We start from the raw sequence: 24,520 nt of genomic DNA on the forward strand, positions 1-24,520 counted from the left end.
ATCGTCAGCCATCCGGGCACCGTCCGGCCATCCGAAGCCGCGGATGCCGCCGCGGGCCTTCCCTGACACCCCGCCGACCGGCATTCTGGTGTGATGCCCCTGACCGCGCACGCGCTGCATCGGCGCGGCGTCGACGCGGCCAACTCCCGACGGTTCGCGCAGGCACGTCGCGCCCTCACCGCTGCATCGTCGCGCACCGACGACCAGGATCTGCGCGCCCGCATCGACGGCACCATGGCGTACGTGCTCGCACAGACCGGCCAGCCCGCCGCGGCCGAGCAGCTCTGCCGCGAAGCGCTGTCGCGACCGGGGCTCAGCCCCGAGACCGTCGCGCTCTCGCACGGTCAGCTCGGCACGCTGCTGATGCACGGCGGGCGGCTCGACGAGGCGGAGCTGTCGCTGACCACCGCGATCGACGGCCTCGACGACGACTCGATCGAGGGCGCGAATCTGCGCATGAGCCGGGCCATGGTCGATATGCAACGGCACCATCTCGACCGCTGCGCCGACGACCTGCAGCGGGCCATCGCGACCTATGAGGCGCACGACGCACAGGAGCCCCTCGCCGAAGCCCGCCACAACCTCGGCTATGCGGCCCTGCTCGGCGGCGACCTCGTCACCGCTCTCGCCCTCATGACGCGCTCTCGCCCCACCCTCGCGGCGACCAGCGACCTCGCCGCCGCCATCAGCGATCTCGACCGGGCCGAGGTGCTGCGCGATGCCGGCCTCACGACCGAGGCCGAAGAGCTGCTGGGTGCGGTCGCTGCGCAGTTCGGAGCGCAGCGGATGCGGCAGGCCCGGGGGGAGGCCGAGTTCCACCTCGCCCGGTCACTGCTGCGGCACGACGCCGCAGCAGCCGAACGTGCTGCCGCGACCGCATCCCGCCGGTTCGCCACCCTCGGCAGTGAAGGATGGGCGGCGCGCGCCGAGGCCGTGCGGCTCGAGGCCCGGCTGCGCGCCCACCCGACGCGTCCGCCGGCCGCCGCCGACTTCACCCGCACCGCCGCCGCTCTCACCCGCGGCGGATTCCGCACCGAAGCCGCCGCCCTGTCGCTCACGGCCCGGCTCGCCGACGGGGGACGGATGCCGCGGCTCGCCCCCGACGCCCCGATGCCCCTGCGTCTGCGGGCGCACGAGGTACGCGCCGTGCGGGCCGCCGACCGGGGCAGGGATGCCGACGCCCGCCGCACCGCTGCGGAGGGGCTCGACCTGCTCACCACCTGGCAGCAGTCCTTCGGCGCGCTCGACCTTCAGGCATCCGTCGCGATGCACGGCACCGAGCTGATGTTCACCGGCCTCGCCGCGGCTGCTCGCTCCCACGACCCGGAAGTGGTGTTCGAGTGGTCGGAGCGCGCCCGGCATCTGAGCCAGCAAGTGGCTCCGGTGCGGCCGCCGCACGACCCCGAGCTGTCGGCCGACCTGGCGGAGCTGCGGATGCTGCGCGCCGACCTCGCCGGGTCCGACTGGACGACCGACACCCGTGTGCGCGAGCTGCGCGACCGGGTGCGCGACCGGCAGTGGTCGTCGACCAGAGCCGGTGGCAGTCGCGAACGCCTCGGACTGCGAGAGACCCGTTCCGCCCTCGACGGCGACACCGCGATCCTGGCCTACATCTACACACGCACCGAGCTGCTGTGCGTGGTGGTGACGGCATCGGGATCATCGATCGTCGAGCTGTCGTGGTCGCGGATCCAGGACGCGCTCGACGGGCTCCGCGCCGATCTCGATGTCGCGGCGCTGACCCGCGGTGGCGCGATGGCGGCGCTCGTCTCCCGCTCGCTCGACGAGCGACTGCGGATGCTCGACGACGCCCTCCTCGCCCCGGTGCGCGCGGCCGCGGGGCACGCGCGGAGGCTGGTGCTGACGGTTCCCGGCATTCTGGCGGGAGTCCCCTGGGCGATGCTCCCGGGGATGTCGGGAACACCGTTCACCCTCGCGACGTCGATCTCGCGCTGGCTCGGCGACATCGCTCCGGCCCCCTCGACGGGCGCGCGAACCACCGCCGGCTTCGCGACGGGTCCGCGCGTGGCTCGCGCCGACGAGGAGGTGCGTCGAGCGGCGGCGGCGTGGCAGGACGCCACGGTGCTCACGCGAGACGACGCCCGGGTCTCCGCGGTCACCGCACTCGCCGAAGACGTCGACATCCTGCACATCGCCGCGCACGGACGTCACGCGGTCGACAACCCGCTGTTCTCCGGCTTCGAGCTCGCCGACGGCACTCTGTTCGGCTACGACGTCGATCTCATCGCGCGCGCACCCGACACCGTGGTGCTCTCGGCCTGCGAGCTCGGCCGTTCATCGGTGCGCTGGGGCGAGGAGGCGCTGGGAATGACGAGGGTCTGGCTGCACGCGGGCACGCGCTGCGTCATCGCGGCCCCGGTCGTGGTCGCCGACGACGTCGCGTGCGAGCTACTCGGAGCCGTGCATGACCAGCTCGCGGCCGGTGTCGCTCCGGCCGTCGCGTTGGCCGCCGCATCCGTGTCCACCGGCCTGGCCGCACCGTTCCAGTGCCACGGGAGCGGACTCTGAGGAAATTTCTCCACTCGATGTATCAGGACGTCGAGCGGTCACTCCTTATCTCCAGAAGGTGCCACGCGAAGGGCTTCGGAGACGGAGTGCGAGGGAGGCGCAGTCGGTATGGGGTACCTCGTGCACTGGGGAGTGTGAGGCCGACAGACACCATCTGCTCCGGGGATGTCGCGAGAAGGGTCGCGGCATCCCCGCATGGAGTCCGGCACCGGGATGCTTGCAGGGGTCGGCTCCGGGTGCGAGCATTGCAGAGATTCGGCGCGGACGGCCGCGTGAACTGCCGGGGAGCTGGTACTGATGAGATCGAGAAGCATGTTGCTCGTCGCAGTGGCGGTCGCCTGCGCTGCGACGACGGTGGGGTGCACGGTCCAAGGGCAGAACTCCGTGATGCCGACCCCCACGCCGTCAGCCTCGACGCTCTCGCCGAGCGACGCGCTGGTGGGCGCATGGGCCTCGCCGGATGATCCGGATGTGTCGCTGACGCTGAATGCGGACGGGACGATGGTCGGCTTCGACGGCTGCAACACGCAGTCCGGGACCTGGAGCGGTCCGAACGGCGGCACCATCTATCTCGAGTTCACCGGGCAGACCGAAAGAGGCTGCCCGGAGGGCGTGGTGCCCGTGCTCGCAGCGTCCGATGGCGCGATGGTCGACGGCGGAGCGCTCATGCTCTTCGGACCCACGGACGCTCCGACCATCGAGCTGGTGAGGTCTGAGGACTGAGGTCCGACACCGGGCTCATGAGGTCAGGACCTCGTAGCCTGCCGCGCGCAGGTCGGCGAGGGTCGCGGCATCCGCGCCGTCGTCTGTGAGGAGCACGGGGAACAGCTCCGCACCGCCGACGGCGGCGAACGCGATCGTGCCGAGCTTGCTGCTGTCGGTGACCACCACGGCACGACGCGCACGCTCGGCCATCATGCGGTTCACCGCGGCCTCGCGTTCGTCCTGCGTGGTGGCGCCGGCTGCGGCATCCATGCCGTTGACGCCGATGAAGGCGATGTCGAGTCGCACCCCGCGCAGCAGCTGCTCGACGAACGGTCCGACCAGCTCGTAGCTGCGCGAATGGATCACGCCACCCGTGACGACGACCTTGATGTCAGGGCGGGTCGCGAGCTGCGCCGCGATGTTCACGGCGTTCGTGACGACCGTGATCCCCGGACCGACCGCGAGGTCGTCGCGCGCAGCGAGGGCGGCAGCGATCGCGGTGGTGGTGGTGCCTCCCGAGAGCCCGACGACCATGCCCGGGGCGACCAGGGCCGCCGCGGCCTGGGCGATGCTCTCTTTCTGCTGCGTGCGCTGGTGGCTCTTGTAGCGGATCGGCAGCTCGTAGGCGACCGAGTGCGCGACCGCCCCGCCGTGGGTGCGGGTGAGCAGACGCTGCTCGGCGAGCGAGTCGAGATCGCGGCGGGTGGTCGCGGCGGATGCTCCGAATCGGGCGACGAGCTCGTCGACGTTCACCTCACCGTCCGCGGCCAGCAGGTCGAGGATCGCGTTCAGTCGGGCGGCGCGCTTCATGTCACCATCTTGCCCGTGTTCACGGGGTCACCCCGCAACTCCGGCGCCCTCGAGCGCGAACAGTCGCAGCATCCGGGCAGCCTCGCCGGCGAGCGCCTCCCGCGCAGGGTTCAGGTACTTCCGCGAGTCGACCAGGCGCGGGTCGGCGTCGAGCGTCGAGCGGACCGCCCGAGTGAAGAACCCGTTCAGGTGCGTCGAGACGTTGATCTTGGTCATCCCCGCGCGCACCGCGTCGGCGATCACGGCATCCGCGACGCCCGACGAGCCGTGCAGCACGAGGGGCACGTCCAGCGCCGCGCGAAGGCGGCCGATCAGCGCGAGATCGAGGGATGCCGTGCGATCCGTCATCGCGTGCGACGACCCCACCGCCACGGCCAGCGCGTCGACGCCGGTCGCCGCGACGAACGCCCGCGCCTCGTCGGGATCGGTGCGCACTCCGGGCGCGTGGGCTCCGTCTTTGCCGCCGACCTCGCCGAGTTCACCCTCGATGTAGACACCGGCGGCGTGCGCGCGCGCGGCGACGGCGGCGGTGATCGCGACGTTCTCGTCGTAGGGCAGTGCACCCCCGTCGAACATGACCGAGCCGAATCCGAGGGCGATGGCCTCGTCGACGAGCTCGGGCCGCTCCGCGTGGTCGAGGTGCACCGCCACCGGTGTCTCCGCGCGTCGAGCGACCGCGAGGGTCGCCAGCGCGATCGGTTCGAGGCCGCCGTGATAGTCGGCGCAGTTCTGCGAGATCTGCAGGATCACCGGCAGGTGCGCTGCCTCGGAGGCCCGCACCAGCCCTTCAGCGGTCTCGAGATGGATCACGTTGAACGCGCCGATGCCGGTGCCGCGGGCTGCGGCATCCGTCACGAGCTCGCGGGCGGAGACCAAAGTCACGGGGAGTCCTCTCGAGAGACGGGGGTGAAGGGGCCGACGGTGAGGCGGGCTTCGAGAGCCTCCCAGTCGTCGGAGATCTCGCCGGCGAGTGGCATCAGCACCGCGGCGGCCGACCAGGCGGTCGCACGGCGCAGGATCGTCTCGGGGTCACGCACACCGTCGGCGTAGAGCACGGCGCAGGCTGCGACGGCGGCGTCACCCGCACCGGTCGGATTGCCCGCGAGCGGGGTCTCGAGCCGTGCGTGCCGCACGTCGGACGCCGTCACCGCGAGCATCCCATCGGCACCGAGCGACAGCAGCACGAGCTCGACGCCGCGCGCGATCAGCGAGCGGGCGCCCTCGACGGGGTCGGCGATGCCGGTCGCCTCGACGAGCTCGGCGGCATTGGGCTTGAGGACGGATGCTTTGGCATCCGCGGCGAGCAGCATCGCGGATCCGGACGTGTCGACGATCACGGGCACACCGGCGTCCTGGGCCGTGCCGATCAGCAGGGGAAGCAGCGTCTCGGGCGCTCCAGGAGGCAGGCTGCCGGAGATCGCCAGCACCCGCGCGCCGGGAAGAGCGTCGACGATCTCGCCGACGAGCGTGGCCCACTCGGCATCGGTCGGATTCACACCACGCTCGTTCACGACCGTGGTGTCGCCGAGCTCGCGATCGACCAGCGCGATGCTCTGCCGGGTGGCACCCGCCACCGGAACGAGTCGGTGCGGCACGCCGCTGGCTCCGAGCTCGGAGGCGAGCTCGATTCCGCTGCGACCGCCCGCCGTCGAGACGGCCAGCACCGAGGCGCCCTGAGCATGAGCGACCCTGGCGACGTTGAGGCCCTTGCCGCCGGCGCGAACCGCGCCGGCATCCGCCCGATGCGTCTCGCCCGGCGTGAGCCGGTCGACGTGCCAGGTGAGATCGAGCGCCGGGTTGGGGGTGATGGTGAGGATCATGCGAGCTCCCTCGCGCGCAGTGCGGCGCCGAGGATGCCGGCGTTGCCCGACAGCTCGGCGGGGACGAGGGCGGGGATGCGGTGGAAGCTCAGCCGGGCGGTGAGCCGCGCCCGCAGCTCGTCGAACAGCGCCCCACCGGCGCGGGAGAGTCCCCCGCCGATCACGATGGCCTCGGGCGCGACGACCGCGGTCAGCTGCGCCAGCGAGAGAGTGAGCGCGTCGAGTGCGGAGTCCCAGATCTCGGCGGCGACGGGGTCGCCGGCCGCGGCACGGGCGATCACGTCCTTCGCACCGTCGGGGTCGACGCCGGTCGCCTCACGGTATCGACGGGCGATGGCCCCGGCCGACGCGACGGTCTCGAGACACCCGCGGGCACCGCACGAGCACACGGGGCCGTCGGCGATCGGGGAGTGGCCGATCTCGCCGGCGTAGCCCCCGGCCGTGTACGGCTCACCGCCCACGAGGAGGGCGCCGGCGATGCCCGTGCCGATCACGAGCACGACCGAGTTCGCGTACGCGCGCGCGCCGCCGAGGCGGTGCTCCGCCCAGCTCGCCGCCCGCACGTCGTGATCGAAAGCGACCGGAAGACCGAGCTTCGCCGAGGCGAGGTCGCGCAGCGGTGAGTTCCTCCAGCCGAGATTGCTCGCGAAGACGCCGAGCCCGGCATCCGCGTCGACGATCCCCGGCACCACGAGGCCTGCAGCCTCCGGCACGACATCGGGATGGTCGGCCCGCAGCTCCGCGGCGAGCACCCCGAGGCGCTCGATGAGCACCGCCGTGCGATCGCCGTCGGCCGCGGGAGTCGGCGTGCGCCGAAGGCCCAGCGCCGTGCCGTCGGCGTCGAACAGCGCCGACTTGATGTCGGTGCCCCCGACGTCGAAGGCCAGCACGGGGACTCCGGGGCCGACCGTGCGCGCCGCGGCGAGCGTCTCGCCGGACGGGTCACGCACGACATCGGCGATGTGCGCGGCATCCTCAGCGCTGGTCATGGACAGCTCCGGACTCGGTTCGGGTCATGCGTCCAGGATGACGGATCGCGTGAGGTTGCGCGGCAGGTCGGGGTCGAGGCCGCGGGCCACGGCGCGGTCGAGCGCGACGCGGTGCAGCCGGACGAGGTCGGCCAGAGGGTCGACCGGATGCTGCACGAAGCGCGCACCGGTGGCGCGAACCTGCGCGGCCAGCCCCTCGGGCGCCTCGCCGAACTGCCAGGTGACGCGACCGGGCGCCGCGATCGCGATCGGACCGTGGCGGTACTCCATCGAGGGGTACGACTCGGTCCACGACTGCGAGGACTCGCGCATCTTGAGCGCGGCCTCGTGCGCGAGACCGACGGTCCAGCCGCGTCCGAGGAAGGAGTACTGCTCGGCGTCCCGCAGCTCGTCGTCGTAGTCGTCGGCCAGGACTGCTGCGGCATCCTCGATCGCCCCGGTGAGGTCCTCCCCGAGCGACGCGCGGAAGAGCGCGAGCGCTGTGGTGGCGAATCGCGTCTGCACGACCGACTTCTCGTCGGCGAACGGCAGCAGCACCGCGTCATCGACGAGCGAGACGAGAGGCGAGGTCTCGTCGCCGATCACACCGATCGTGCGCACGCGCCCCTTGATGCGGTCGACGAGCTCGAGGACCTCGGTCGTGGTGCCCGAACGCGTCAGCGCGACGACGGCGTCATAGCCACGGTCGACGAAGGACTCGGAGGCGGCGAAGGCATCGGTCTCGCCGTGCCCTGCGGTCTCGCGAAGGAACGCGTAGGACTGCGCCATGAACCACGACGTCCCGCATCCGACGACCGCGATACGTGCCCCGGATGCGGGCAGCAGAGCCTGCGCGTCACGCAGATCGGCCGCGCGCGACCAGGTCTCGGGCTGCGAGTGGAGCTCTTCGCGCATGTGGGCGCCGGGCTGATATTCAGGCATGTCGGATCCTCCGGACCAGATGTTGCAGGTTTGTGATCGTTTTATAGCTTATTCGATCATAGTATTTCGACATCAGGAATCGATGCAAGGTTCCCCTTGATTTGTTTATTCTCCTGACAAATAATCGAACAAGTTCCACCGCCCCTCCGCCGCCCCGGTCTCGGAGGACCCCGAGCCGACCCGGCTTGACCGATCGCCCCGCCACCGGGAAGGGCGATCACACGCACCGTCGCGTGCAGTGCGTGCGCCTGTGCACCACCTACACAGTGAGGAATGCAATACACATGAAGAAGTCACTGCGATTCGGCGCCGTCGCCCTGGCGGCGACCGCCACTCTCACGCTCGCTTCGTGCGGGTTCGGCGGCTCGACCGGAGGCGGGGGAGACGCCGACGGCGAGACCACGCTCGACCTCCTCGTCCCGAGCTACTCCGACGCCACGAAGGGCCTGTGGGAAGACGTGATCGACGGGTTCGAGAAGGAGAACCCCGACATCAAGGTCGAGCTCGAGGTGCAGTCCTGGGACAACCTCGAGAAGGTCGTCTCCACCAAGATCCAGGCCGGCGAGGCTCCTGACATCTACAACGGCGGCCCGTTCGCCGGGTTCGTCGGCGACGAGCTCCTCTACCCGGTGGAGGATGTCGTCTCGGACGACACCTACTCCGACTTCCAGGACGCGTTCCTCGCGAACGCCGAGGTCGACGGCACCGCATACGCCCTGCCCCTGATCGCCTCCGCTCGCGCGCTGTTCGTCAACAACGCGCTGCTCGAGCAGGCCGGCGTCGAGGCGCCGAAGACCTGGGACGAGCTGCTCGACGCCGCGACCAAGGTGTCGGCGCTCGGCGGCGGAGTGGCCGGCTACGGCATGCCCCTCGGCTCGGAAGAAGCTCAGGCCGAGGCGGCCGTGTGGCTCTGGGGAGGCGGCGGCTCGTTCGGCGACGCCTCCGAGATCACGGTCGACACTCCGGCGAACCTCGCCGGTGCCGAGCAGATCAAGAAGATGATCGACGCCGGCGCGACGCAGGCCGACCCCGGCTCCACCCAGCGCTCCCCCCTGATGGACATCTTCATCCAGGGCAAGATCGGCATGCAGGTGGGACTGCCCCCGACGGTCGGCCAGATCGAAGAGGGCAACCCCGAGCTCGACTACTCGATCGTCCCCATCCCGACCGAGGACGGCTCGCCGTTCACCCTCGGCGTGATGGACCAGCTGATGGCGTTCGAGAACGACGGGGACAAGCAGGAGGCGATCACCAAGTTCTTCGACTACTACTACTCGGCCGACGTGTACGTGCCGTGGGTGCAGGCCGAGGGCTTCCTGCCCGTCACCAAGTCGGGTGCCGAGCAGCTCTCCGGCGAGGAGGCTCTCAAGCCGTTCCTCGACGTGCTGCCGGACGCGCAGTTCTACCCGTCGACGAACGCGAAGTGGTCGGCCGCCGACGGCGCCTTCAAGTCGCTCTTCGGCCAGCTGCAGACGAAGTCCGCACAGGACGTCCTGACCGAGATCCAGGCGCAGGTCGACGCGGGCTGAGTCCCGCAGACCCTGCCCCACACCAAGCGACGGAGAGGTTCGGGTATTCCCATGAGCCAGACGACAGAATCCTCGAACCTCGCGGGGGCGGCCACCGGTCGCCCCCGCACCCCCGGCCGCCGTACCGGCGGCACCCGCGGCACCCGCGGTAAGGACCTCCTGCAGGCGCTGCCGTGGATCGCGCCGGCACTGCTGCTCATCATCGGCGTCGTGCTCTTCCCCGCCGGCGTGATGTTCTTCAACTCGACCCGCGACATCTCGCTCTCCGGCCTCGACAAGGGGTCGGTCGGCTTCGACAACTTCGCGACGGTGTTCGCGTTCGCCGAGTTCTGGCCGATCATCTTCCGCACCGTCATCTGGGTCGTCGTGGTGGTCGGCTTCACCGTGATGATCTCGCTCGGGCTCGCCCAGATCCTCAACAAGGCGTTCCCCGGACGACAGATCGTGCGCATGGCCGTGATCGTCCCGTGGGCCGCATCCGTCGTGATGACGACCATGGTCTTCTACTACAGCCTCGAGCCGTACTTCGGTGTCTTCAACAAGTTCCTCTACGACATCGGCCTCTCCGACGACGCGGTGGGCTACGGGTGGACGAAGAACCCGGCGACCGCATTCGCCTGGTCGATCGTGATCGCGATCTTCGTGTCCCTCCCGTTCACGACCTACACGATCCTCGCCGGGCTCCAGACGGTTCCGTCCGACACCCTCGAGGCCGCGAAGATGGACGGCGCCGGCGCCACCCGCACCTACTGGACCATCGTGCTGCCGCAGCTGCGCAGCGCACTCGCGGTCGCCGTGCTGATCAACATCATCAACGTGTTCAACTCGCTGCCGATCCTCAAGGTGATGACCGGATCGATCCCGGGCTACGGCGCCGACACGATCATGACGATGATCTTCAAGTACATCGAGCTGCAGAAGAAGGTCGACGTCGCGAGCGCCCTGTCGGTCGTGGCCTTCCTCATCGTGATCGTGATCGTCGCGATCTACGTCAAGGCCGTCAAGCCCATGAAGGAGGTCTGATCGTGACCCTGACCGAGACCGCCCTCGTCACCACCGCCGGAGACGACGCCGCGCCCCGCATCCCCGGACGCAAGCGCCGGTACACCGAAGACCAGGTGACGCTGCCCCGCGTCATCCTGCGCATGGCCGCCGGGGTGCTCGTGCTCGCGATCTTCGTGCTGCCGTACCTGATCATGTTCTTCGGCAGTGTGAAGACCAAGCCGCAGATCCGGTCGGTCGACCCGACCTACCTGCCGATCGAGTGGCACTGGGAGAACTACATCTCGATGTGGTCGACCCCCGAGACGCCGCTGCCCTACAACCTGATCTCGACGATCATCATCGCCGTGTTCGCGACCCTGCTCGTGCTCCTGGTCTCGCTGCCCGCCGCGTACTACACCGCCCGCTTCAAGTTCCCCGGACGCATGGTGTTCCTGTTCCTGGTGATCGTGACGCAGATGCTGCAGCCCGCGGTGCTGACCTCGGGTCTGTTCCGCCAATTCACGGTGCTGGGGCTCGGCGACACGTGGGCGGCGATGATCTTCATCAACGCGGCGTTCAATCTGTCGTTCGCGGTCTGGATCATGCACTCGTTCTTCGCCGGCATCCCCAAGGAGATCGACGAGGCCGCCCAGATCGACGGAGCAGGGCGCTTCACGGTGCTCTTCAAGATCAACCTGCCGCTCGTATGGCCGGGAATCGTCACCGCGATCGTCTTCACGTTCGTCGCCTGCTGGAACGAGTTCGCCGCATCGCTGGTGATCCTCTCCACCGACAAGAACCAGCCGCTGTCGGTCGCGCTGACCAAGTTCGTCGGTCAGTACGAGACCAGCTGGCAGTACGTGTTCGGCGTATCGATCGTCGCGATCCTGCCGGTCGTCATCCTGTTCATGCTCATCGAGAAGCGTCTGGTCGGCGGGCTGACCGCCGGCAGCGTCAAGTAGATCGTCGGGGTGCCCGGGCGGTCTCGCCTCGTCCCGTCTGCAGGACTTCGGCACGGATGCAGGGCCATCCGGCCGATTCGATCGTGCAGACGTGCCCCGGTCCTGCAGACGGTCCACCGGATTCGCCCAGCGAGCCCGAGCGGCGGGCCGTCTGCCGCCGGCCCGGTTACGCTGGCACGGTCGACTCCGCCATCCGGTGCGGTGAGGCAGGGGGGGAATCAGATGACGTGGCAGGATGCGGGGCGCGTCGACAGACGCCCGGCGACCGATGCACACCCCGGCTGGGGCTGGGGCGTGATCCTCGTGCCCGTGGCGGTCGGGCTCGCCGCTCTCGGGATGTTCTTCCTCCGAGAGCTCGACCCCGGGGCGGGCACCCTGATCGGCGTCGCGCTCATCGCCTGGGCGGTGTCTCTCGCGATGCCCTTCTTCGTGATCGCCTGGTACGCGGTGCAGGCGGCATGGAAGTCGTCACGCGAAGAGCACGGGCAGACGTTTCGCGCGCCGTCGCACGCGCTGCGGCGCATCGGGTTCAGCATGCGCTGGAGCTTCCACGCGCGCGGCGTGCTCTTCAACCCCGCGTCGTACGACGGGCCCGACCTGCCGATGCTCGTCGCCGGCAAGATCGTGCACATCCTCGCGATCGTCGTGCTGGTGATCGCCGGACTCGTCGCCGCGCTCGTCGGGATCGCCACGCGCTGAGCGTGATCCGGCGCCGTGGAGGCGTCGGTTCGGATTCCTCGATCAGGATGCCGTGGCGGATGCCGGGCGCAGCTGCGCCGGACTCCAGCGCACCCCCAGCGCGCGGGACAGCGCCACCTGCGCGACGCCCGTCGAGATCGAGGCGTCGGCGGCCGAGTACCGCACGGACACACCGACGGTGCCCATCGCCGGGTAGTCGATCTCGCTCTGCACGAGTCGCAGGAACCGGTCTCCGAGGGCCCGCGCCGGCCCGCCGATCACGACCTCCCGGGCGTCGAGGACCGCAGCGATGAGGCGGATCGCGCCGGCCAGCGCCCGCGCGCCGACGACCAGACGCCGCTCGTCGGCAGAGGCCGCGACCTCGGCGATCACCGCCTCATCCATCGCGTCGTCGACGTCGTCGCCGAGCATTGCCGTCAGCGAGGCCACGGCTTCGAGGCACCCCCGCCGCCCGCAGCGGCACGCAGGAGCGTCGTCACCGAACTGCACCTGCACATGCCCGATCTCCCCCGCGCGGTCGCGCGGCCCCGGGGCCAGTTCGCCGTCGAGGGTGACCGCGGCGCCGATGCCCGTGCCGAGGTGGATGAAGAGGCGGTAGCCGGCGGCCTCGTCCTCGCGGGCGGCCTCGGCGATGGCCTCGGCATCCACGTCGTTGACGAGCAGCACCGGCACGTCGATCACCCGTTCGAGACGGTCGGCGAGCGCGACGTCGGTCCAGTCGAGCTGCACGCTCTCGAGCACACGGCGGCCGTCCGTGGTACCGGGCAGCTGCACGCCGACCACGAGAAGGCGACCCGCGTACTCGGCGGCGATGCGCGCGACGGCCTCGTCGAGGACCGCATCCCTCGAGCTCGGGGAATACGAGATCCGGCGCGACTCGACCTCGGTTCCGTCGAGGGCCACCAGAGCGAGCGCGGCCTCGGAGGGCCTGATCACGACGACGACGATGAGGTGACGGGTCGCATCGATCGTCAGCGTCGTCGCCCGCTTGCCGCCGGTGCTGGCGGCCTGTTCACCGTCGACGATGAGGTCGAGATCGATGAGTTCGGCGACGAGCGACGACGCGGTCGCCGCGGTGAGACCGGTGGCCCGCGCGATGCCCGCGCGGGTCTGCACGCCGGGTTCGCTGAAGACGAGCTGCAGTGCACGGCGCAGGTTCGCTCGGCGCAGAGCCGCCTGGGTGTCGAGGGTGTCGTCGCTGTTCAGCATGGATCCGATCCCGTCGACGCGATCTGTTGACAGGTTGGAGTGCCCTGCGTACGCTCAGTCATAGTTTATTCAATAAACTTAGTTCGGTCTCCGGGCGGGTGAGTGCTGCACACACTGTCATCCGCTCGGACGACCGGATCATCGTCCTTCTGCGGCTTCGGTGTGATGGCGGATGACCTCGGCCACCACGAAGTTGAACCACTTCTCGGCGAACTCGGGGTCGAGATGCGCCTCCTCCGCGAGCGACTTGAGCCTCGCGACCTGCTGCTCCTCGCGGCCGGGGTCGGATGCCGGCATCTCGTGCATGGCCTTGAGCTGGCCGACCTGCTGCGTCGCCCGGAAACGCTCGGCGAGCATGAAGATGAGGGCGGCATCGATGTTGTCGATACTGGCACGAAGGCGGAGGAGCTCAGCCCGAGGATCTTCGACGGCGGTCATGCCCCTACTCTACGGAAACACGGGGCCACACGACCCTCCGTGTGCGCGGATGCGGGCTCCACATCCTGCAGACGAGACCCGCGTCGGCAGTATCGTGAGCACATGAGCCGTGAAGATCAGGACCCCTCCTCGACAGCGCCCGATGCGGCATCCGGGGCTCCCGCGGCGGCCTCGCTGCCGGCTCTCACCGTCGACACGGCAGCAGCGACCGAGCATCCCACCACGGCGGACCCGCGGGCCACCGAGCCACACGCGACCGACCCGCACACCACCGGCCCGGCCGACACCGCTGTCGCACATGCGCTCGCCTCCCCCCGTCCGGTGATCATCGAACCGATGACCCCCAGCCGTTCGTTCTGGACCCGGATCGACCGCCCCTTCGTGTTCGGCTTCCTGGTGACGCTCGGCGGCCTGGCCGCCCTCGTCCTCGGCCTGGCGGTCGCCAACCTCTCCACCGTCCTCATCTACATCGCCCTCGCGCTCTTCGCGGCCCTCGGCCTCGACCCGACCGTGCGGTTCCTCGAGCGACGCGGGCTCTCGCGGGCGCTCTCCGTCGTCGTCTCGATCGCCGGGCTGGTCGTGGTGATCGCGCTGGTCCTCTGGATGGTGCTTCCGGTCGTCATCGATCAGATAGCCGGCTTCGTGAAGTCCGTCCCGGGCATGATCCAGGAGTTCACGCGCAGCGACCTCTACGCGACTCTCGACGCCCAGTTCGGCGATCAGTTCCAGAGCCTCGTCGCCGACGTGCAGAAGTTCCTCACCGATCCCGGCAACATCGCCACGATCGGGGGCGGGGCGCTGCAGGTCGGCGCCTCGATCGCGAACGCCATCTCGGGAATCATCGTCGTGCTGGTGCTGACGCTCTACTTCGTGGCGACGCTGCCCACGATGAAGGCGGGGATGCTGCGCCTCGCTCCCGCCCGTGACCGCGCTCGTGCGAGCGACATCACCGATCAGATCACCGATTCGGTCGGCGCCTACGTCATGGGCATGGTGGTGCTCGCGCTCTGCAACGCGATCCTCGCGTTCCTGCTGTACTTCTTCCTCGGTCTGCCGTTCCCCCCGCTGATGGCGACGGTCGCGTTCTGCATCACGCTCATCCCGCTCGTCGGTTCGGTGATCTTCTGGATCGTCGGCACCGGACTCGCGCTCTTCAGCGATCCGATCGCTGCCCTCGTCTTCGCGATCGTCTACCTCGTCTACATGCAGATCGAGGCGTACGTGATCACCCCGCGCGTGATGAACCGTGCGGTCGCCGTGCCCGGGGCGCTCGTCGTGATCGGCGCCCTCGCCGGCGGCACGCTGCTCGGCCTGCTGGGTGCACTGGTCGCGGTGCCGGTCGCGGCATCCATCCTCATCATCATCAAGCAGGTGCTGATCCCCCGGCAGGACTCCCGGGTCTAGCGCTCGCGACTCGCCCGCGGACGCACAAGTGCCCGGCCCCCGTGCGGGACCGGGCACTTCTGCGACGGGGCGACAGTGATCTCAGCTGAGGTCGTTGTCAGCCAGCCACTTCTTGGCGATCTCGGCGGAGGACTGCTGGTCGACCGTGCTCAGCACGTTGAGAGCGACGAGCTCCTCGCCGGTCAGCTTGGCGCTGATCGCGTTGAGCACATCGGACACGTCGTCGGCGATGTCACTCGAGACGATCGGCACGACGTTCGACGAGATGATGAGGTTCTCGGGGTCTTCCAGGGCCACGATGTCCTCGGTCTCGAAGGCCGGGTCGGCGGTGTAGATGTCTGCGACCTGGATCTGGCCGGCGAGCAGCGACTCGAGCGTGGTCGGGCCGGTGGCCGAGAACGTCAGATCGACGCCGTACACCTCCTTGGCCTTCGCCGGGCTGTACGGACGCTGCTCGAACTCGGGCGACGCGCCGATGGTGACCGGCGAGGTGACCTTGCTGAGGTCGCCGATCGTCTTCAGGTCGTTCTCCTCGGCGAAGCTCTTCAGCACCGTGTAGGAGTCCTGGTCGGTCGCCTCGGCGAAGTCGAGGGCCGTGAGACTGTCGGGCAGAGCATCCTGCAGGGCGGCGTAGACGTCGTCGGGGCTGGTCACGGTCACGTCGTCATCCGAGATGTACTCGAGCAGGCTGCCCGTGTACTCGGGGAAGACGTTGATCGCGCCGGACTCGACGTCGGGCATGTACGCGTCGCGCTGACCGATGTTGAGCTTCTTCTCGACGTCGAAGCCGGCACCCTCGAGTGCCTGCGCGTAGATCTCGGCGATGATCTCGTTGGAGTAGTACGCCTGCGATCCGACGACGATCGTGTCGCCACCGCCCGAGCCGGAGCTGGATTCGGACGGCTCGTCGAGCGGGTTGCTCGAGCTGCAGGCGGACAGGGCGAGTGCCGCCGCGGCGACAAGGCCTACGGCGAAGACGGAGCGCTTGCCTCGTGCTGTGAACATGGACTTCCTCTTCTCTGGAACTGCTGTGGGGAATGGGACGGTGAGGGGCGGTTCAGGCGGCCGCGGGCGTCACGGCTGCGGGTCGCGCCGAGGCGCGGGACCGGCGTCCGGCCTGCCGGCCGGTGCGCAGGCCTGCGGGGACCGCGGCATGCTGAGCGGCCGCGAGGAGAAGATCGACGATCAGGGCGAGCACGGCGACGATGATCGCGCCGGCGAGCACCTGATCGAACCGACGCAGCGGGATGCCCTGGATGATCGGGTATCCGAGGCCGCCGAGGTTGACGTATGCGGCGATCGTGACGGTGGCGATGACCTGCAGGAGAGCCGAGCGGATGCCGCCGACCAGCAGCGGCAGACCGAGCGGCACCTCGACCTTCCAGAAGACCTGCCAGCCCGTCATGCCCATCGCCTTCGCGGCGTCGATGACCCGACGGTCGATGGCCTCGAGTCCCGTGTAAGCGCCCGCGAGCAGCGACGGGATCGCCAACAGCACGAACGTGACCACTGCGGCCTGCGGCACGCGCAGGACGCCGAGCAGCAGGACGAGCAACACCATCAGGCCGAACGCCGGGATCGCGCGAGCCGCTCCCGACACCGCCACCGCGATCTCGCGACCGCGTCCGGTGTGACCGATGAGCCAGCCGATCGGGAGGGCGATCACGGCCGCGATCAGCACCGAGATCGCCGTGAGCACGAGGTGCTGACCGAGCAGCACGGGCAGCGCGTAGCTGCCCGTCCACTGCGAGGGGGCGAGCATCCAGGCGATGGCCTCCGCGAAGAGGTTCATGCGGGAGCCCCCACGGCGAGAGCGCGGGCGGCGGTCGGCTTGGACGCGGCGCGGGTCCACGGCATCAGCGCGCGGCCGATCACCAGCAGGATGAGGTCGATCACCAGCGCGATGACGACGACAGCGATCACGCCGGCGAAGACCTCGGCGATGATGCGTCGTTCGAGGCCGTTGGTGAAGAGATAGCCGAGATTCGTGACGCCGATCAGGATGCCGACCGTGGCGAGCGAGATCGTGCTCACCGCAGTGACACGCAGACCCGCGAGGATGACCGGCCCGGCCAGGGGGAACTCCACAGCCCAGAAGCGGCGGAAGGCCGCGAATCCCGTTGCGGTGGCGGCCTGCCGCACCCCGTCGTCGACCGAGTCGAGGCCATCGGACACCGCGCGCACGAGAATCGCGATCGCGTAGATGGTCAGGGCGATCACGAGGTTCGACTCGCTGATGGCCGAGTAGCCGAGTGCGGCCGGCAGCAGGATCAGCAGGGCGAGCGACGGGATCGTGTAGAGCAGACCCGTGAGCACGATGATCGGCCCGCGAACGAGTCGGAACCGCCACGCGACCCAGCCGAGCGGCAGCGACAGCACGAAGCCGAGCACGATCGGGATGATGCTCTGCCGCAGATGCACCAGGGTCAGTTCGAAGATCAGCCCCAGGTTGTCGGTGACCCAGTTCACGTGCGATCGTCGCCCTGGACGACCCCGAGGGCGGCGGCATCCGGTCCTGCGAGAGGACCGTCGGACCTCTCGACGTCGGCCACGATGGCTCCCTGCGTGCGACCCTCGGAGTCGACCACGACGGTGCCGTGCGGCGTCTCCCGCAGATGCAGAGCGCGGCGTCCGCGGTCGGCGCCGATGAAGGACGACACGAAGTCGTCGGCCGGGTTCTCGATGATCTCGCTCGGGCTGCCCACCTGCACGATGCGCGCGCCCTTGTCGAGGATCACGACCTGGTCGCCGAGCAGGAACGCCTCGTCGATGTCGTGCGTGACGAAGACGACCGTCTTGTCGAGCTCGCGCTGCAGTCGCAGCGTCTCGGTCTGCAGATCGGCGCGCACGATCGGGTCGACCGCGCCGAACGGCTCGTCCATGAGCAGGATGTTGGGGTCGGCCGCGAGCCCGCGGGCCACGCCCACGCGCTGCTGCTGCCCGCCCGAGAGCTGGCTCGGGTACCGCTCGGCCAGGGACTGGTCGAGGCCGACGGTCGTGAGCAGCTCACGCGCCCGGTCGTGGGCCGGCCCCTTCTTGACGCCGGTCAGGCGCAGCACGGTGGCGACGTTGTCGATCACGGTGAAGTGCGGCATGAGCCCGGAGTTCTGCATGACGTACCCGATGCTCCGCCGCAGCTGCACGGGGTCGCCCCCGAGGACGTTCTCGCCGTCGATCTCGATGTCGCCGGACGTCGGCTCGACCATGCGATTGATCATGCGCAGCAGGGTGGTCTTGCCGCAGCCCGAGGACCCGACGAAGACCGTCGTCTTGCGGGACGGCAGCACCAGGCTGAAGTCCTTGACGGCGGTGGTGCCGTCGGGGAACTGTTTGGTGACGTTGCGGAATTCGATCATGGCTGGTCTCCAGTCGGTGGATCGACGAGACGGGCGTCAGCGCCCCGTCTACGGCATACGGAGGTCATTCGGAGATCTCGACCCGCGGATCGAAGGCGACGAAGCCCGAGAAGTCCTTGCCGACGCGGTCGAACGCACTGGGGAACGGCGTCGGGTACGACCACGCGTAGTCGGTGTGCAGCTCTCCGCCGGCCTGCACCGAGAAGTACTGCGCAGCGCCCTTCCACGGACAGGTGTACGGGGTCGGGCTCTCGACGAGCGCTCCCTCGGTGATCGATGCGGGCGGGAAGTACCAGTTGCCTTCGATGCGTGCGAGATCGCTCTCGTCTGCCTCGGCGATGACGGTTCCTGCGAGTACAGCCTTCATGGTCCTGCCTCCTCGGATGTGGGTTCGAGCGTATAAGAGGTCTGCGACATCCGTCCCGGGCTTGCGCCGGGGGCTGTCGATGTGAGTAACAATCCCGGGTCAGGGCGCGCGGAACGCTCCCTGTCTCCGACGTCTGTTCGGAGCGGATGCGGGAACGGATCGCCCACCGGCATCCGCGCCCGCCCCGCTCATGCGGAGTCCCGCCCGTAGGTCTCGAGCAGCCGCAGCCAGATCTCACTGATCGTCGGGTACGCGGGTACGGCGTGCCAGAGCCGGGCGATCGGCACCTCGCCGACGATCGCCACCGTCGCCGTCTGCACGAGCTCCGCGACCTCCGGGCCCACGAACGTCGCCCCGACGATGACGTCGCGCGCCGTGTCGATCACGATGCGGGCCTGACCCGCGAAGCCGTCCTCGTACAGGCTCGCGCCCGCGATGCCGCCCAGGTCGTAGTCGACGGCCGCCACGTCGATGCCGGCCTCGCGGGCCTGCGCCTCGGTGAGCCCGACCGATGCGACCTCCGGGAACGAGAACGTCACCTGCGGCGCGGCCGCGTGATCGGCCGTCGCGACGTGCTTTCCCCAGGGCGCGTCATCGACATCCGCCCCCTGAGCGCGTGCCGCGATCACGTCGCCGGCCGCACGCGCCTGGTACTTGCCCTGGTGCGTCAGCAGCACGCGGCCGTTCACGTCGCCGACCGCGTAGAGCCAGTCGGAGCCGGGCACGCGCATCGTGTCGTCGACCACGATCCAGCGCCCGGGCTCGAGACCGACGACGTCGAGTCCGACATCTCCGCTGCGAGGCGAGCGCCCGGTGGCGACGAGGACCTCTGTCGCGGTGACCGTCGAGTCGTCGTCGAGCACGATCGTCACGCCGTCGTCGCCGCGCGTGACGCGTGTCGTGCCGGTGTCGGTGCGCACGTCGACGCCGAGCTCCCGCAACCCCGCTGCGACGCGCTCGCCCGCGAAGGGCTCCATCGAGCCGAGCAGACCGCTGCGGGCGATGATCGTGACCGTCGAGCCGAGAGCCGCATACGCCGTCGCCATCTCGACCGCGACGACTCCGCCGCCGATCACGGCGAGCGACTCGGGCAGCTCCTCGGCGCTGGTCGCCTCGCGGCTGGTCCACGGAGACGCCTCGCGCAGTCCGTCGATCGGGGGGATCACGGCATCCGAGCCCGTGCTGATCGCGACCGCGTGGCGGGCGCGGATCACGCGGGTGCCGCCGTCGGCGTCGGTCACCGTCACCTCCCGCTCGCCCGACAGGCGGCCGTGACCGCGAGCCAGATCGATGCCGGCGGAGTCGAGCCACTTCACCTGACCGTCATCGGACCAGTTGCTCGTGAAGGAGTCGCGACGGTCGAACACCGCGCGCACGTCGAGCTTTCCGGTGACCGCTTCGGCCGCGCCCTTGACCTTCTGTGCCGCACGCAGGGCCTGGCCCGAACGCAGCAGCGCCTTCGACGGCATGCAGGCCCAGTACGAGCACTCACCGCCCACCAGCTCGCTCTCCACGATGATCGCGGTCAGTCCGTCCTGCACGGCGCGGTCGGCGACGTTCTCGCCCACCGGACCTCCGCCCAGCACGATCAGGTCGTATTCGTCGGTCTTCTCAGCAGTCATGGGGTGCACCTCTCCGTCGCCCAGTCTTGCTCAAGACCAACGTCGAGTCACGGGGTGGTGTTCCGCAGAGCACTGTGCAAGAGAGCCCGGGCGCGTCGCCGGCGGTGGCTGGGGGTCGGCGGTCGGGGGTTGCTGAGCGGGTCCCCGTTCACAACTCAGCAGGGAAATTCTCCATCTGCCCGGAACGGCCCCTCCCCGCCCGATGTCACAGACCTGTGCTGAGTTGTGAACGGCCGCTCCTCAGCCAGCCACCCGCGGCGAGACCCGGGGGGCGAGCACCGCAGCGGCGAGCGCGATGATCCCCGTGAAGACGAACACGGTGACGAACGGGTCGGCGACCGCGGCGACACCCGTGAACAGGACCCCCGTGATCGCGAGGGCGAGTGCACTGCCGAACGAGTCCGCGACCGACATCGCCGAGCTGTTGAATCCCTGGTTCTCGGGTGCCGACATCTCGAGGGTGAGAGCGCTGGTCCGCGGGCTCATCAGTCCCATCCCGGCGCCTGCGACGATCCACGCGACGACGATGGAGGCGACCGGCGCGGCGAACGCGGCGGCGACGAGGGTGAGAGCGACGCCCGCGGCGACGAGGATCGTGCCGATGCGCACGGCCACGGCGCTGGGCAGGCGGGTGCTCATACGCCCCTGCACGGTCGCGGCGACCGACCACGCGAGCGCCCCGCCGGTGAGCGAGAGTCCGGCCACTGTGGGCGAGACCGCGTAGCGCTCGGTCAGCAGATACGGGATGTACACCTCCGCACCCAAGAACCCTGCGGCCGCCAGCCCTCGCACGAGCATCACGGAGGGGAGGCCGCGCACGGCGCGGAGCGTTCCCTTCGGCAGCAGGGCCCGCACCGCGACGAGCGCCACCACCACCGCTGCCCCGGCGAGGACCAGGCCCGCCCCCGGCACATCGCCGACCAGGTTGAGGGCGAGCACCGCGGCCGCGGCGAGCACCGCCCACCCGAGTCGTCCGAGCGCCCACGGCGTCGTCGCGTCGCCGGCGCCGGACAGCCCGCGGAGCGCCGGGACCACCATGAGCAGGGCCGGCACGACGAGGAGCACGACGCCGAGGAACACCCAGTGCCAGCTCCACAGCTCGGTGACGGCTCCGGCCACCGTGGGTCCGACGAGGGAGGGGACGACCCAGGCGGCGGCGAAGCCGGCGAAGATCGCGGGATGCAGCGCGCGGGGGTACACCCGGGCGACGACCACGTAGAGGGCGACCATCAGGCCCCCGTTCCCCAGTCCCTGGGCGAACCGCCCGGCGACGAGAACCTCCATGGTGGGCGCGAAACCCGCCACCAGCAGTCCGACCACGAAGAGTGCGACCGATGTGTACAGCGGTGCCACCGGTCCTCGTCGGTCCGCCCAGTTGCCCGCGATGACCATGCCGATCACCCCGGTGGCCAGCGGCCCGGCGAATGCCAGCGCGTACAGGCGCTCGCCGTCGAGGTCGGCGCTGACGACGGGCATCACCGTGGTGACGGCGAGGGATTCGAACGCCCCGAGGAACACGAGCGCGCACGCCCCGATCGTGACCCAGAGGTAGGCGCCGCTCATGATTCCGGGGGCCGCGACCTTCTCGGTCGGCACCCCATCCGTGTCGATGGTCATAGGCACGACGGTAGAACCTCAACAAAGGTTGAGGTCAAGCGAGCCCGTTGAGGCTACCGGACGGGCAGGAAGTGCGTCGGCGTCGGCACCTGGGCGGTGTGGCGGATGCCGAGCGGCGCCCCCGTGCGCTCGTCGAGGTCGAGCAGGGCGATGCTGTCGGACCGCTGCCCGGCCACGAGCAGCTTGCCCTCGTGCACGAGATGATGCCGCGGCCAGTCCACGCCGGAGTCGGCGAGCGCGATCGATTCGAGGCTCTCGCCCCCGCCCCGCACACGCAGCGCAGCGATCGTGTTGCTGCCGCGCAACGCGGTGTAGAGGAACTGTCCGTCGCGCGAGCGCACCAGCTCGGCGGGGAAGTCCACCCCCACCTCGGCGATCGGGCTCGACAGCACCGCGGACACGACCGCCCACGTGCCGTCGCGGCCCGCGGCGAGCGTGAACACCTCGCACGAGTACTCGGTCACCACATGCAGGTGGCCGCTGGGGTGCGCGACCATGTGGCGCGGTCCGGTGCCCAGCGGCAGCACGATCTCGTGATCGAGGATCAGCCCGCCCGCCGTCGGTCGCCAGATGCGCACGAGATCGAAGCCGAGATCGGTCGTGGCGATGCGTCCGTCGGCGAGGAAGACGGCGGAGTGCGCGTGCGACTCCCGCTCGTCGCCCGAGGCCGTGTGCTCGCCGGGATAGGGGTCGGATGCCGCGGCGGCGACGCCCGCCGGCGCAGACGTCTCCAGGGTCTCGCCGAGCAGCGCCGCCCGCAGTTCCGCGGCCCTGTTCGCGGCATCCGCGACCAGACCTCCGTCGGGGGCTATGCCGATGCGCACGACCCGACCGTCGCCGTAGCAGCTGGCGACGAGGTATCCGCCGGACGGCGACACCGCGACGTGGCAGACGTTCTCTCCGGCCTCGACCGGCTCGCCGAGGGGTCGGAGCGCGGACTCGCCGCTGCGGGAGAACGCCTGCACGGCGGCATCCCCCTCGAGCGCCGCGTAGACGACGTCGAGGGTCGGATGCTGCGCGAGCCACGACGGCGACGGCGTCTGCGTGACCGCCCCGCGGTACTCGAGGGCGGTCTGCCTGTCGGCGTCGCCCGCGAGCAGCCCGATGCCGTCGGCGGAGCCCTCCATCGCGGAGCCGTATCCGCCGAGCCAGAACCGGGTCACGATGCGCTCAGTCCAGCAGATCGTGGCGGACGACCACCTGGTCGCGCTCGGGGCCGACGCCGATGACCGAGATGCGCGTGTTGCTCATCCCCTCGAGCGCGAGCACGTAGTCCTGCGCGTTCTGCGGCAGGTCCTCGAACGTGCGAGCGGTCGAGATGTCCTCGCTCCAGCCCGGGAAGTACTCGAGGATGGGCGTCGCGTGATGGAAGTCCGTCTGGTTGACGGGCACCTCGTCGAAGCGCGTGCCGTCGACGTCGTACGCCACGCAGACCGGGATCTGCTCGAGTCCGGTGAGGATGTCGAGCTTGGTCAGCACCAGGTCGGTGATGCCGTTGACCCGGGTCGCGTAGCGCGTGATGGGGGCGTCGTACCAGCCGACCCGGCGCGGACGACCGGTGGTGGTGCCGAACTCGAAGCCGCGCGAACGCAGCCACTCGCCCTGCTCGTCGAAGAGCTCGGTCGGGAAGGGGCCCGAGCCCACCCGGGTCGTGTACGCCTTGACGATGCCGACGATGCGGTCGAGCGCGCCCGGTCCGACCCCCGATCCGGTCGAGGCGCCACCGGCCGTGGCCGACGACGAGGTGACGAACGGGTAGGTGCCGTGATCGACGTCGAGCATGGTGGCCTGGCCGCCCTCGAACACGACGACCTCGCCGCGGCGCAGCGCGTCGTCGAGAAGGTGGCCGGTGTCGGCGACCATGGGCCGCAGACGCTCGGCGTACGAGAGCAGGTCCTCGACGACCTCGTCGGCGGTGATCGAGCGGCGGTTGAAGATCTTCACCAGCAGGTGGTTCTTCTGGTCGAGGGCGCCCTCGACCTTCTGCCGCAGGATGTTCTCGTCGAACAGATCCTGCACGCGGATGCCGACGCGGTTGATCTTGTCGGCATACGCCGGCCCGATGCCGCGACCGGTGGTGCCGATCATGCGCTTGCCGAGGAAGCGCTCGGTGACCTTGTCGAGCGTCCGGTGGTACTGGGTGATGATGTGCGCGTTGGCGCTGACCTTGAGGCGCGAGACATCGATGCCGCGGCCGCCGAGCGCCTCGAGCTCGCTGAAGAGCACCTCGAGGTCGATGACGACGCCGTTGCCGATGACGGGCGTGACCCCGGGCGAGAGGATGCCGGAGGGCAGCAGGTGCAGCGCGTACTTCTCATTGCCGACCACGACCGTGTGACCGGCGTTGTTGCCGCCGTTGAACTTCACGACCCAGTCGGTGCGCTCGCCGAGCAGGTCGGTCGCCTTGCCCTTGCCCTCATCGCCCCACTGGACGCCGACGATAACGATTCCTGGCATGGGTATCCCCCTTGCTTCCGCCGGGTTTGCACCGGCTGATGAGCTGGCCCTCTGCGGGCGGTCCCATCCTACCGAAGGGGTGTTTCACCGCCGTGTCGGGGA

The 24,520-nt window shown here is 69.8% G+C and carries 23 protein-coding genes; 7 read left to right on the forward strand and 16 right to left on the reverse strand.

The features are described 5' to 3' along the window. Window positions 1-93 precede the first annotated feature (93 nt). Together ASD43_RS04520 and ASD43_RS04525 are read left to right on the forward strand one after the other, a co-directional pair. Entirely contained in the window at window positions 94-2,529 is a 2,436-nt protein-coding gene (locus ASD43_RS04520) for a CHAT domain-containing protein (RefSeq protein WP_056414150.1), read from the forward strand. A 312-nt stretch (window positions 2,530-2,841) separates the two neighbouring features. Beyond that, window positions 2,842-3,252 carry an META domain-containing protein gene (locus tag ASD43_RS04525; protein WP_056414153.1) on the forward strand — a complete coding sequence of 137 codons (411 nt, stop codon included), beginning with the start codon at window positions 2,842-2,844 and terminating at the stop codon, window positions 3,250-3,252. Window positions 3,253-3,267: 15 nt separating this feature from the next. Here the strand turns inward: ASD43_RS04525 and ASD43_RS04530 are convergent, their stop codons facing one another. The 5 genes from ASD43_RS04530 to ASD43_RS04550 are packed head-to-tail and all read right to left on the reverse strand — an operon-like array spanning window position 3,268 to window position 7,774. Continuing rightward, window positions 3,268-4,044 (reverse strand): DeoR/GlpR family DNA-binding transcription regulator, encoded by a 777-nt coding sequence (locus ASD43_RS04530; RefSeq protein ID WP_056414156.1) that lies wholly within the window; start codon window positions 4,042-4,044, stop codon window positions 3,268-3,270. A gap of 27 nt (window positions 4,045-4,071) precedes the next feature. Then, window positions 4,072-4,926, reverse strand: a complete 855-nt coding sequence (locus tag ASD43_RS04535) for a class II fructose-bisphosphate aldolase (RefSeq protein WP_056414159.1) — start codon at window positions 4,924-4,926, stop codon at window positions 4,072-4,074. Next, complete coding sequence (locus tag ASD43_RS04540) at window positions 4,923-5,864, reverse strand: 1-phosphofructokinase family hexose kinase (RefSeq protein WP_056414164.1); 942 nt, start codon at window positions 5,862-5,864, stop codon at window positions 4,923-4,925. Before ASD43_RS04540 ends, ASD43_RS04535 begins: the two co-directional genes overlap by 4 nt. Beyond that, window positions 5,861-6,853 (reverse strand): ROK family protein, encoded by a 993-nt coding sequence (locus ASD43_RS04545; protein WP_082539255.1) that lies wholly within the window; start codon window positions 6,851-6,853, stop codon window positions 5,861-5,863. The genes ASD43_RS04540 and ASD43_RS04545 overlap by 4 nt, the downstream gene beginning before the upstream one ends. A gap of 24 nt (window positions 6,854-6,877) precedes the next feature. Further along, window positions 6,878-7,774 carry an SIS domain-containing protein gene (locus ASD43_RS04550; RefSeq protein ID WP_056414167.1) on the reverse strand — a complete coding sequence of 299 codons (897 nt, stop codon included), beginning with the start codon at window positions 7,772-7,774 and terminating at the stop codon, window positions 6,878-6,880. A 284-nt stretch (window positions 7,775-8,058) separates the two neighbouring features. Here ASD43_RS04550 and ASD43_RS04555 point away from each other — a divergent pair, with 284 nt between their 5' ends. From ASD43_RS04555 to ASD43_RS04570, 4 genes are all read left to right on the forward strand, one after another. Continuing rightward, window positions 8,059-9,303: an extracellular solute-binding protein gene (locus tag ASD43_RS04555; protein WP_056414169.1), complete on the forward strand. Its 1,245-nt coding sequence runs from the start codon at window positions 8,059-8,061 to the stop codon at window positions 9,301-9,303. Between the two features lie 51 nt (window positions 9,304-9,354). Then, window positions 9,355-10,326, forward strand: coding sequence for a carbohydrate ABC transporter permease (locus tag ASD43_RS04560; RefSeq protein ID WP_082539256.1), 972 nt, complete (start codon window positions 9,355-9,357; stop codon window positions 10,324-10,326). Window positions 10,327-10,328: 2 nt separating this feature from the next. Further along, complete coding sequence (locus ASD43_RS04565; protein ID WP_200946563.1) at window positions 10,329-11,249, forward strand: carbohydrate ABC transporter permease; 921 nt, start codon at window positions 10,329-10,331, stop codon at window positions 11,247-11,249. Between the two features lie 222 nt (window positions 11,250-11,471). Continuing rightward, window positions 11,472-11,948 carry a hypothetical protein gene (locus ASD43_RS04570; protein WP_056414173.1) on the forward strand — a complete coding sequence of 159 codons (477 nt, stop codon included), beginning with the start codon at window positions 11,472-11,474 and terminating at the stop codon, window positions 11,946-11,948. Window positions 11,949-11,990: 42 nt separating this feature from the next. Here the strand turns inward: ASD43_RS04570 and ASD43_RS04575 are convergent, their stop codons facing one another. Beyond that, the gene (locus ASD43_RS04575; RefSeq protein WP_056414175.1) at window positions 11,991-13,157 is read right to left on the reverse strand and encodes an ROK family protein; all 1,167 of its coding nucleotides are present in this window, start codon (window positions 13,155-13,157) and stop codon (window positions 11,991-11,993) included. A 138-nt stretch (window positions 13,158-13,295) separates the two neighbouring features. Further along, window positions 13,296-13,595: a chorismate mutase gene (locus ASD43_RS04580; protein ID WP_045252643.1), complete on the reverse strand. Its 300-nt coding sequence runs from the start codon at window positions 13,593-13,595 to the stop codon at window positions 13,296-13,298. Between the two features lie 102 nt (window positions 13,596-13,697). On the opposite strand from ASD43_RS04580, the gene ASD43_RS04585 reads away from it, so the two are divergent. Further along, window positions 13,698-14,999, forward strand: coding sequence for an AI-2E family transporter (locus tag ASD43_RS04585; protein WP_235564024.1), 1,302 nt, complete (start codon window positions 13,698-13,700; stop codon window positions 14,997-14,999). Window positions 15,000-15,080: 81 nt separating this feature from the next. On the opposite strand, the gene ASD43_RS04590 is transcribed toward ASD43_RS04585, so the two are convergent. From ASD43_RS04590 to ASD43_RS04630, 9 genes are all read right to left on the reverse strand, one after another. Next, window positions 15,081-16,004, reverse strand: coding sequence for an ABC transporter substrate-binding protein (locus ASD43_RS04590; RefSeq protein ID WP_056414178.1), 924 nt, complete (start codon window positions 16,002-16,004; stop codon window positions 15,081-15,083). 52 nt (window positions 16,005-16,056) lie between these two features. Beyond that, window positions 16,057-16,791 (reverse strand): ABC transporter permease, encoded by a 735-nt coding sequence (locus tag ASD43_RS04595; protein ID WP_056414182.1) that lies wholly within the window; start codon window positions 16,789-16,791, stop codon window positions 16,057-16,059. Continuing rightward, the gene (locus ASD43_RS04600) at window positions 16,788-17,468 is read right to left on the reverse strand and encodes an ABC transporter permease (protein ID WP_056414185.1); all 681 of its coding nucleotides are present in this window, start codon (window positions 17,466-17,468) and stop codon (window positions 16,788-16,790) included. The genes ASD43_RS04595 and ASD43_RS04600 overlap by 4 nt, the downstream gene beginning before the upstream one ends. Next, entirely contained in the window at window positions 17,465-18,355 is an 891-nt protein-coding gene (locus tag ASD43_RS04605; protein ID WP_082539257.1) for an ABC transporter ATP-binding protein, read from the reverse strand. Before ASD43_RS04605 ends, ASD43_RS04600 begins: the two co-directional genes overlap by 4 nt. A 64-nt stretch (window positions 18,356-18,419) precedes the next feature. Next, window positions 18,420-18,722 carry a DUF427 domain-containing protein gene (locus ASD43_RS04610; protein ID WP_056414187.1) on the reverse strand — a complete coding sequence of 101 codons (303 nt, stop codon included), beginning with the start codon at window positions 18,720-18,722 and terminating at the stop codon, window positions 18,420-18,422. A gap of 188 nt (window positions 18,723-18,910) precedes the next feature. After that, window positions 18,911-20,344, reverse strand: coding sequence for a dihydrolipoyl dehydrogenase family protein (locus ASD43_RS04615; RefSeq protein ID WP_056414190.1), 1,434 nt, complete (start codon window positions 20,342-20,344; stop codon window positions 18,911-18,913). 240 nt (window positions 20,345-20,584) lie between these two features. Next, window positions 20,585-21,961 carry an MFS transporter gene (locus ASD43_RS04620; protein WP_056414194.1) on the reverse strand — a complete coding sequence of 459 codons (1,377 nt, stop codon included), beginning with the start codon at window positions 21,959-21,961 and terminating at the stop codon, window positions 20,585-20,587. A gap of 53 nt (window positions 21,962-22,014) precedes the next feature. Further along, the gene (locus ASD43_RS04625; RefSeq protein ID WP_056414197.1) at window positions 22,015-23,124 is read right to left on the reverse strand and encodes a lactonase family protein; all 1,110 of its coding nucleotides are present in this window, start codon (window positions 23,122-23,124) and stop codon (window positions 22,015-22,017) included. Between the two features lie 7 nt (window positions 23,125-23,131). After that, window positions 23,132-24,418 carry an adenylosuccinate synthase gene (locus ASD43_RS04630; protein ID WP_056414200.1) on the reverse strand — a complete coding sequence of 429 codons (1,287 nt, stop codon included), beginning with the start codon at window positions 24,416-24,418 and terminating at the stop codon, window positions 23,132-23,134. Between the last annotated feature and the right edge of the window lie 102 nt (window positions 24,419-24,520).

This window comes from Microbacterium sp. Root553 (assembly GCF_001426995.1).
Lineage (GTDB): Bacteria > Actinomycetota > Actinomycetes > Actinomycetales > Microbacteriaceae > Microbacterium.

Bases quoted from the DNA above. Each gene is read 5' to 3' on its own strand.
- ASD43_RS04520 (WP_056414150.1), top strand. From the start codon at position 94: ATGCCCCTGACCGCGCACGCGCTGCATCGGCGCGGCGTCGACGCGGCC.
- ASD43_RS04525 (WP_056414153.1), top strand. From the start codon at position 2,842: ATGTTGCTCGTCGCAGTGGCGGTCGCCTGCGCTGCGACGACGGTGGGG.
- ASD43_RS04530 (WP_056414156.1), bottom strand. From the start codon at position 4,044: ATGAAGCGCGCCGCCCGACTGAACGCGATCCTCGACCTGCTGGCCGCG.
- ASD43_RS04540 (WP_056414164.1), bottom strand. From the start codon at position 5,864: ATGATCCTCACCATCACCCCCAACCCGGCGCTCGATCTCACCTGGCAC.
- ASD43_RS04545 (WP_082539255.1), bottom strand. From the start codon at position 6,853: ATGACCAGCGCTGAGGATGCCGCGCACATCGCCGATGTCGTGCGTGAC.
- ASD43_RS04550 (WP_056414167.1), bottom strand. From the start codon at position 7,774: ATGCCTGAATATCAGCCCGGCGCCCACATGCGCGAAGAGCTCCACTCG.
- ASD43_RS04555 (WP_056414169.1), top strand. From the start codon at position 8,059: ATGAAGAAGTCACTGCGATTCGGCGCCGTCGCCCTGGCGGCGACCGCC.
- ASD43_RS04560 (WP_082539256.1), top strand. From the start codon at position 9,355: ATGAGCCAGACGACAGAATCCTCGAACCTCGCGGGGGCGGCCACCGGT.
- ASD43_RS04570 (WP_056414173.1), top strand. From the start codon at position 11,472: ATGACGTGGCAGGATGCGGGGCGCGTCGACAGACGCCCGGCGACCGAT.
- ASD43_RS04575 (WP_056414175.1), bottom strand. From the start codon at position 13,157: ATGCTGAACAGCGACGACACCCTCGACACCCAGGCGGCTCTGCGCCGA.
- ASD43_RS04580 (WP_045252643.1), bottom strand. From the start codon at position 13,595: ATGACCGCCGTCGAAGATCCTCGGGCTGAGCTCCTCCGCCTTCGTGCC.
- ASD43_RS04585 (WP_235564024.1), top strand. From the start codon at position 13,698: ATGAGCCGTGAAGATCAGGACCCCTCCTCGACAGCGCCCGATGCGGCA.
- ASD43_RS04590 (WP_056414178.1), bottom strand. From the start codon at position 16,004: ATGTTCACAGCACGAGGCAAGCGCTCCGTCTTCGCCGTAGGCCTTGTC.
- ASD43_RS04595 (WP_056414182.1), bottom strand. From the start codon at position 16,791: ATGAACCTCTTCGCGGAGGCCATCGCCTGGATGCTCGCCCCCTCGCAG.
- ASD43_RS04605 (WP_082539257.1), bottom strand. From the start codon at position 18,355: ATGATCGAATTCCGCAACGTCACCAAACAGTTCCCCGACGGCACCACC.
- ASD43_RS04610 (WP_056414187.1), bottom strand. From the start codon at position 18,722: ATGAAGGCTGTACTCGCAGGAACCGTCATCGCCGAGGCAGACGAGAGC.
- ASD43_RS04615 (WP_056414190.1), bottom strand. From the start codon at position 20,344: ATGACTGCTGAGAAGACCGACGAATACGACCTGATCGTGCTGGGCGGA.
- ASD43_RS04620 (WP_056414194.1), bottom strand. From the start codon at position 21,961: ATGACCATCGACACGGATGGGGTGCCGACCGAGAAGGTCGCGGCCCCC.
- ASD43_RS04630 (WP_056414200.1), bottom strand. From the start codon at position 24,418: ATGCCAGGAATCGTTATCGTCGGCGTCCAGTGGGGCGATGAGGGCAAG.